This is a genomic window from Halochromatium salexigens, from assembly GCF_016653295.1.
Taxonomy (GTDB): Bacteria; Pseudomonadota; Gammaproteobacteria; order Chromatiales; family Chromatiaceae; genus Lamprobacter; species Lamprobacter salexigens.
In genome coordinates this window covers 1-7,779 of sequence record NZ_NHSF01000093.1, presented here as the reverse complement: position 1 = coordinate 7,779, position 7,779 = coordinate 1, and the positions used below count along the sequence as shown (strand labels likewise).

Below are 7,779 nucleotides of genomic sequence, written 5' to 3'. Positions count from 1 at the left end.
TTCCGGTGGATGGCCAGTCCTTGCCGGTTCGGGACTCTCACCCGGCGGGTCACGACAAGAGGTTTCCGATTGCTCAACTCATTTGGCGTTCTTCCTCCTCTTCCAGGCTTTGCCTGGCGCAATCAAAACAACGACTTCAAATCCACCCCCTCGTTGAGCTTCTGTAACATCGTGCGCAGCTTTTCAACGGCCTGTTCGCTGCGCTCGTTCGGGTCCCACACCCGGCCACCCCAGTGGTAGACGTCCTGCAACTGCGCGGCGAGCCGCTGCGGCTGTAACAGCTCGTAAATGGGCCGCCATTGGTCCTCGATGCGCAGCGAGAGTTGCGGGTTGAATAGATAATGGCCCTGCTTCCAGCGCTGGAACAGCTTGCGGTTGTAGGGCGCATCGCGGTTGATCTCGTTCTTGGACAGGATCGAGGAGATATAAGGGCGCTTCTTGCGCCGTTCGGGGACGATGGATTCGGGGAAATGCTCCAGCACCGCGGCGAAATCGGGCGCCGAGAGCAGCTGACGTCGGTACGCCCAACGCTCGCCGAGTCCCTGGTAGAACAGCACCATGGCGATGCTGAGCATCAGGTACTCCATGAGTCGCTGGTCGAGCTTGATCAGGCGGCCGTCGACCTGGATGTCGATGCTCGGTGGCGCCAGGCGCTCGAACACCCCCGGCAGTTTGGTGCGCGCGAAGCGTTCATCGGCGCAGGCCCGATCCAGGGCGATCTGAAAGGCGTTCAGCCCATTGCCGTCGACCAGGCTGGTGTCGGCGTCGCGGTCCAGCAGCGTCTCGATCAGTTCGGCGTTGCCCATGCGGCTGGCGATCATCAACGGGGTCTGGCCGAAGACGTTGCGGAAGTCGACGCCGTACTGATCCACCTCGCGCAGCACGCCGGTGGCATGCTTGAGGCCGTAGTGGAAGAAGTGCTTCTTCTCCAGCATCGAAAGCGCCTTGTCCGGCTGCTTGGCGGCCTTCAAGCCCTGCTGGAGCAGCCGATTCATCAGGCGTTGGTCGCGATAGACCAGGGCATACTCCAACAGCGCGATGCCGGCCTTCTTCTCGCCCTGCTCGAGCGCCTTGTGCTCCAGCTCCGTGAGCGCGTCACCGCGCAGCACGGTCCAGGGCACCTCGCGCTGCTTGAGGATCTGCTCGCGGATGTCGGCGGCCTGCTCGTCCTTGCCCTGCAGCTCGAGGCGGTGGGCCTCCTTGCGCCATTCCTCCAGGCTCGAGGTCTGCTCCTCGACATCGTCGACGCTTTCATGGATGTCGGTCAGCCCGAGCAGGGCGAGCAGGTGCTGTTTCGGCCGCGGCTCGATCAGGTACAGGTTCTTCACCGCGCGGGTCACGGCGACATAGAGCGCATTGATGTAGAACTTGTAGATCTCCAGCGACTTGTCGCCCTTGTCCCGACTGCGCGCATAGCGTAGCTCGCCGTGCAGATCGGCCTCGCTGAGCTGGCCGGCGATGTCGCGAAAACGTTTCTCCTCGCTGGAGAGGAAGCCATAGAGCAGCACGTTCTCGTATTCCAGACCCTTGGCCTCATGGATCGAGAACACCAAGGGGGTGCGAAAATGCTTGCGCACCTCGGCCTTCTGCTCCGGGTGCAGCACCAGGATGGCGAAGCGCGCCGAGGTGGCGGTGCGCCGGTCGAGGTCGCGTTTGATCTGATCGCTGTCCTGCAGCAGACCGACGCGACCGCGCGCCGGGCCGCAACTGCGCACCAGGTAGTTGCTCTCCTTGTCCACCGAGCCGAAGCGCGCGTGCTTGATGTGCAGCAAGCGGTTGGCGATGTCGGTGACCTGGGGCGAGTTGCGGAAATTGGCGTTGAGGATGCGGATCAGCTCAGTGCCCGTCGCCGTCTTGGACACATCGGCCTGCTCGCGCCAGAACAGGGTCTTGACCTTGGACCAAGAGAAGAAGTTGGGATGGACGATCTGATTCGAGTCGCCACAGAGCAGGAAGCCACTGCTGTCGCGCAGCGCGCGCAGGATCAGCAGCAACTGCACATTGGTCAGGTCTTGCACCTCGTCGACGACGACAAAGTCATAGCGCGGCTGCACCCGCTGCAGCCAGGCGTGGCTGATCAGATTAGTGTCGAACCAGCCCTCTTCATCGAGGAAACGCAGATACTTCTCGAACAGGTCGTAGACGCCGGCGCGGGTCTCAGGCGGGTAGATCGACTGTTTCACGCCGAGGCCGAGATAGGCCTCGCGGCTGAGGTAGGGCGAGTCCGGATCGGTGCCGGTGATGGCGCCCTGGAACTCCTCGAACAGCTGGTGGCTATCCTTCAGATCCTTGGGCAGGCGCTGGCGCCCGGCCCAGCCGGCGAACACCCGCGGCGTGATCTCCTTGCCCTCCGGCACCTGGATGCTCTCCAGGTATTCGCGAAAGGAGAGGAAGTCGACCTGCTGATCCTCATTGGACCAGCCATTGGCGTAGTACAGCTCGCGGGCGTTCTGCACCAGGAAGGCCGAGCGGGTCACATAGAGGATGTCGCCGCTGGCGTCCTTCATCTTCTCCAGCGTCAGCGCGGTCTTGCCGCTGCCGGCGGAGCCGATGATCACCAACGGCGGTGACTGCTGATAGACCTGCTCCTGGTCGTCGTCGAAGGACAGCACCTTGTCCAGAAGATGGAAGCGCGGCAGGCTCGGGTTCAGGTACGGCAGTTCTGGCGCCTGGTCAGCGGCCTCCGCCGTCACGGCGGGGATGCGCTCCTCATCGATCTGGACGCCGCGCGCGAGGAAGCGCGATTTCTCGTAGGCATGCTGCGGGATGTATTCCAACAGCAGCGCACAGCGCTCGCCCTCATGGCGATAGAGGGAGAACAGCAAGCGATTGCTGCGATCGAGCCGCGCGCGATAGAGGTTGTCGCCGATCTTCTTGACCTCGGCGGAGCGGAAGTCATCCGCGCTCAGATGGGCGACGAGCTTGTCATAGCCAGGGATGGCGCTGGTGTTCAGGCCACGGTAGGTGAGAATCTTCATGCGCGTCCAAGGTTTATCGCATCAATGCCTCAGTCACCACCCGCCCCAGTGCCGCCGACGGTCAGCGCGTCCACGCGTAAGGTCGGTTGCCCAACCCCGACTGGCACGCTCTGTCCATCCTTGCCGCAGGTGCCAACGCCCTCGTCGAGCTTGAGGTCATTGCCGACCATGCTGACGCGCGTGAGCACATCGGGGCCGTTGCCGATCAGGGTCGCGCCCTTGACCGGACGGCCGATCTTGCCGTCCTCGATCAGATAGGCCTCGCTGGCCGAGAAGGTGAACTTGCCCGAGGTGATGTCGACCTGGCCGCCGCCGAAGTTGACTGCGTACAGCCCCTTCTCGACCGAGGCGATGATCTCGCCCGGATCATGGTTGCCGGCGAGCATGTAGGTATTGGTCATGCGCGGCATCGGTAGATGCGCATAGGACTCGCGCCGGCCGTTCCCGGTTGGCTCCATGCCCATCAGGCGGGCGTTGAGCCGATCCTGCATGTAGCCGACCAGGATGCCGTCTTCGATCAGCGTGGTGCAGTGGGTCGGTGTGCCTTCGTCGTCGATGTTCAGCGAGCCACGCCGGCCGGGCAGGGTGCCATCATCGACCACGGTGACGCCCTTGGCGGCGACGCGCTGATTGAGCCGACCGCTGAAGGCCGAGGTGCCCTTGCGGTTGAAGTCGCCTTCGAGCCCGTGGCCAATCGCCTCGTGCAGGAGCACGCCGGGCCAACCGGCACCGAGCACCACCGGCATGGTGCCGGCCGGGGCGGGGCCGGCTTCCAGGTTCACCAGCGCCTGGCGCACCGCCTCGCGGGCGAAGCCGAGCGCGCGATCCTCGGCCAGCATCCAGCCCAGATCCAGGCGCGCGCCGCCACCGCTGTGGGCCTGCTCGCGACGGCCATTCTCCTCGACCACCGCGACCACGCTGAGGCGGATCAGCGGGCGCACATCGGCGCTCAGGCGGCCGTCGTCGGAGACCACGAGGATGGTGTCCTGCACCGCGACCAGGCTGACCATCACCTCTTTCACGCGTGCGTCCATCCCGCGCGCCTCGGCATCGACCCGGTGCAGCAGGTCGATCTTGGCGGCGTCCTCGAGGCTCTCGATCGGATTCATCGGCTCGTAGAGCGGCTGGCGTGCCGGTCGGCCGCTGCCGATGCTGATCGGGGCCGCGCCGCCGCCGCGGGCGATGGCGCGGGCGGCATCGGCGGCCTTGGTCAGCGCCGCGAGTTCGAGTTCGTCGGAGTAAGCGAAGCCGGTCTTCTCGCCGCTGATGGCGCGCAGACCGGCGCCCTGCTCGATGTTGAAGCTGCCGTCCTTGATGATGCCGTCTTCGAGCATCCAGGACTGCAGCCGGCTGCTCTGAAAATAGACGTCAGCGGCGTCGATGGCGGGGCTGCGCAGCGCGCCGATCAGGCGATCGAGGTCGCTGTCGCCGAGGCCGAAGGGGGCGAGGATGCTCTGGCGCGCGATGTCGATGGAGTCGGTCATAAGGTCTTTGGGCTCGCGTGGATGATTCGGATGACATGGTAGGCATCGCGCGATTTTTCCAGCCGGACAGTGTCTCAGCGGCACTTGAGGCGACGATGTTCGAGCACCGGGAAGGTACGGCGAATCGAGGCCTGTCGGTCGCGGTCGAGCGCGCAGCAGATCTGGCCGACACCGCGCGCGACCTGGGCGAGCACATTGCCCCAGGGGTCGACGATCATGCTGTGGCCATAGGTCTCGCGGCCACTGAGATGGTAGCCGCCCTGGGCGGCGGCGATCACGTAGGTCAGGTTCTCAATGGCGCGGGCACGCACCAGGATCTCCCAATGCGCCTTGCCGGTCAGGGCGGTGAAGGCGGCCGGCACGGCGAGCAGTTCGAGCCCGCTGTCGAGCATGCGCCGTGCCGTCTCCGGGAAACGCAGTTCGTAGCAGATCAACACCCCGAGGCGGCCAAAGGGGGTGTCCACCACCGCATTCTGGTCACCGGGCTCGATGGTCGCCGATTCCTGATAGCGCTCGTCGACATCGGGCAGCACGACGTCGAACAGATGGGTCTTGTCGATGCGCGCGATCCGATCGCCCTGATCGTTATAGATCAATGCCGCCGAGCGCACCCGGCTCGGATCACCGCTCTGCAGCGGGATGGTGCCGCCGACGAGCCAGACCCCATAACGGCTTGCGGTCTTGGCCAGGAAGTCTTGCAGTTGGCCCTCGCCATCGGGCTCGGCAAGATGGAGCAAATCACGGTCCTGCTGACCCATGAAGGCAAAGTTCTCGGGCAGCACCACCAGGCCGGCGCCGGCCTCGGCGGCGATGCGGATCAGGCGCTCGGTCTCGATCAGATTCGCGGTTGCATTGGGGCCTGAGGCCATCTGCACGGCCGCGACCTTGGATGTCTCGCTCATGGGTGCTCAATGTCGTCAATTTACTGTAACCATAGCACCACCGGGCGTGCCCTGTTTGGGCGCGCCCGGGAAAAGGCGCCAGGCCGCAGGTCAGAAATCCTCGAGGAAGGGACTGCTCGTCTTCTCGCGGGTCGCCGGCGCGGCGTTCGTCGTGCCTGCGCTCGGCTTGCGTTCAACCTTCTCTTCGGTTTCATCCGCATCGCCGACGAAGAGGTTGCCGACCGAAGGTGAGCCGCCGGTGTCCACGCGACGGATCAGCGGATCGCGCCAGGGTCCGGTGACGCGGTAGGCATAACGCCCGAGGCGCTCAACGGCACCGTCGGTGACTTGGTCGGCCAAGAACACCGCCGCGCCGACCACCGGGCCGCCGGCAAGCGTGCCGGCGAGCGCGAGCCCGACGCCGATCTCGGGGGTCACCACGACGGCCTGATCGAGCACGCCCTCGACGAGGTCCGTGCGCCCGCTGATCTCGATGTCAGCGGGCGGCGCAAGAATACTGAGCGTGCGGATGCGCGCCTTGCCGCTGCCGATGGTAATCTCGCCCTGGATGCGATCGAAGGTGAAACCATCCTCGAACAGATCGCTGAAGTCCAGGCTCAGCCTGCGGCTGAGGGCGCCTGTGTTGAGGATGCCCAACATGCGACCGACACCGGGCTCCATATCGAGCATGCGACCGCTACCGACCTCGAGGTCGAGCCTGCCGCGAGCACGCGCGAGTGACAGGTCGCCTGGGCCGCCAGGCCAGCTGAGATCGAGTTGCACATGACCGGCCGCGCCGCTCAAGGCGCTGTAGAAACCGCTCTCGCGCAGCAACTCGCCGATCGCACTGCTGTTGGCATCGAGTTCGAGCGAGGTTTCCACGTAATCGGTGGCATCGATGAGCCACTCGGCTTGGGCGCCGGCGTCGACATGGGGCCCCTTCAACGAGAGCGTCTCGAAGCGAACGCCATCCGCCCGCGGCTCACTCTGGATACTCAGCCGGCCCAGCAGATCATCACCGTAGTGAAGCTGCTCGACCTCGAGGTCGAGACGACCGAATGTGCGTGGGTCGGCGCGTGTGTCCGCCGTCCTGGCTTCGGTCTCCGCGCCGCGCGCTTCCACCAATGGCCTCAAATCCAGGCGCTCCAGTCGGATGCGCAGCGGGTTCTGGCTCTCGCTGGCCGGTAGTCGGATCTCACCGTGACCGCTTTGCTCGGCATTGAACTGAATCTCCCAGCGACCGTCTGCTTGCGGACGGAGCACAGCCTCAAGGTCGTTCAGCCGCAGGGCGTTGAAACGCAGATCGTCGATATCGAGACGCACCGGCAGCAGCTGGAGCTGGTCGTCGGCATCGCCGTCCCGTAGCGCGGTCAGATCGGTGCCCGCAGCCCAATCCAGCCACGGATCGAGATCCAGCGACTCGAGTGCACCGCCGATCTCAATCGAGCGCGCGGGTGGCAACGCCGCCGGTTGGCCGCTCAGGTCGATCGCGAGTCGTTGCGGTGCAAGGGTTCCGTCCGGGGCTCGATCGATTTCTATCAAGGCGCCGAGTTCGGCATAGTCGACGCGCAGTGGCAGCGGCCACTGGTCTTGATAGCGGCCACTGAGCCGAAACGCGCGTGGCTCGCTCGCCGACTTGCCGATCGGTGCCGGCACTGACAGCGCGAGCCCCTGGAGTTTGGAGCTGAGTTTGAAGTCGATCGGTGGGGTCTGTTGAACGGCGTCGCGGTTTCGCAGGCTGAGCCCAAGGTGCCAATCGAACTCGCCGTTGGCGAATGGCCAAAGCGTGCTCGGCAAGGCCTCGGCCAGTCTGGCGACCGGCGTTTGGCCGTGCAGCCCGATCTCGGTGCGCGCCTCGTCGCTGCCGCCGCCGTGGGTCTCGACCTCGATCTCGAGCGCTTGTCGACCGAGGTTGGCGCGGATCTCGTCGGCATCGATGCCCGTCTCATCATCGAAGCGCAGGCGGCCCTCGATCCCACTGAATTGCAGGTCCGTGCCTTTGAGCCTGAGCGTGCGCTCGGTGTTGGGTGCAGAGGTTGGCTCCCAGAGCAGTTCGCCACTGTAGCGGAAGGGGAGTGCTTTGTTCAGCGGCACACCGAGCTGTAACGCGATGTCGCCGTTGCCGCTGACATCGATGGCGCGCGCCAGACCACCGAGTTGATTCGCCAAAGGCGTCGTTGCCAGCACATGCCTGCCATCGGCTAGCGGTCCGGTGCCGCGCGCATCGATCTCGAGGTAGGTCGGATTCCAGAGGTCAGGCATGCGCAGGTGTCCAGCGTCCACCTGGGTGTTGAGGATTTCGGCGCTCGGGACAGCGATCTCGAGGCGTCGATTCTCGAAGCGAAGGCTGGCCGCGACCTCGCGCAGCGGTGGCCAGCGCAGCGGCTCGGTCTGCTCGGCGCTACGCAGCCCTGGGGCTTGGGGGGCGGCCGGTTG

General features: G+C 65.2%; 4 protein-coding genes. All 4 read right to left on the bottom strand.

The genetic code is table 11. The features are described 5' to 3' along the window. Positions 1 to 122: 122 nt before the first annotated feature. Positions 123 to 2,978, bottom strand: a complete 2,856-nt coding sequence (locus CCR82_RS17995; RefSeq protein ID WP_201247193.1) for a UvrD-helicase domain-containing protein — start codon at positions 2,976 to 2,978, stop codon at positions 123 to 125. A 29-nt stretch (positions 2,979 to 3,007) separates the two neighbouring features. After that, positions 3,008 to 4,462: a metalloprotease TldD gene (gene tldD, locus CCR82_RS17990; RefSeq protein WP_201247192.1), complete on the bottom strand. Its 1,455-nt coding sequence runs from the start codon at positions 4,460 to 4,462 to the stop codon at positions 3,008 to 3,010. Between the two features lie 74 nt (positions 4,463 to 4,536). Beyond that, a complete protein-coding gene (locus CCR82_RS17985; RefSeq protein ID WP_201247191.1) occupies positions 4,537 to 5,364 on the bottom strand; it encodes a carbon-nitrogen hydrolase family protein in 828 nt (275 codons plus the stop codon). Between the two features lie 90 nt (positions 5,365 to 5,454). Beyond that, positions 5,455 to 7,779 (bottom strand): YhdP family phospholipid transporter (locus CCR82_RS17980; protein ID WP_201247190.1); only part of this gene is annotated, 2,325 nt, incomplete at its 5' end.